The organism is Comamonas sp. MYb21 (assembly GCF_037479395.1).
Taxonomy (GTDB): Bacteria; Pseudomonadota; Gammaproteobacteria; order Burkholderiales; family Burkholderiaceae_C; genus Comamonas.
In genome coordinates, this window is record NZ_JBBGZC010000036.1 from 1 (window position 1) to 704 (window position 704).

Annotated in this window: 1 pseudogene; it reads left to right on the forward strand. The window is 64.8% G+C overall.

The features are described 5' to 3' along the window. Positions 1-704 (forward strand): annotated as a pseudogene (locus tag WH367_RS24335) (RHS repeat-associated core domain-containing protein); the annotation flags it as partial.

A 704-nucleotide genomic window follows, 5' to 3' on the forward strand; every position in this document is an offset into this window, starting at 1 on the left:
AGCACCACCGCAGCCGCTGTCAGCATGCAGTACGACCTCTGGGGCCGCCTGGTGCAGCGCAGCCATGCAGGAGCGAGCCTGGTCTTTGCCTACGATGCCGCCGGGCGCCTCACCCAGCTCACCAACGAGAACGGCGAGCACACCAGCTTTGCCTGGGATGCGATGGACCGCCTCACCCAGGAGACCGGGTTTGACGCCCGCGTGCAAAGCTACCAGTACGACGCAGCAGGCCAGCTCACCGAGTCCAGCGACGGCTGGGCCGCAGAGCAGGGCTTGGCATCACACACTAGCCGCTATGAGTGGACCCTCAACGGCCAGCTCGCTGCCCGCCATCTGCCTGCCAGCGACCTGACTCCTGCGGCGACCCACCGCTATGAATGGGGCAAGACCGGAGAGCTGCTGCAGGCGAGCGTCTGGCACCAAAGGGCGGGGCCGCCAGGGCAAGGACAAGTAGAAGGACAAACAGCCCAAGATCCAGCCGGGGCCATTTTGCAAAGCCAGGCTCTGATTGAGCGCGATGCAGCAGGCCGGGTCATTGGCGAAGTACAGCGCCTGTACAAAGCCCAAGCCACCAACCCAAGAAGCCACCCCTTTGCAGCGCCCGAGATCGAGTTCGAGCACCGCATCAGCCACAAGCTCGACGCCATGGGCAACCGCCTATCGAGCCAATTGCCCGGCCTGGGCGAAGTGGGCTACCTGCTCTA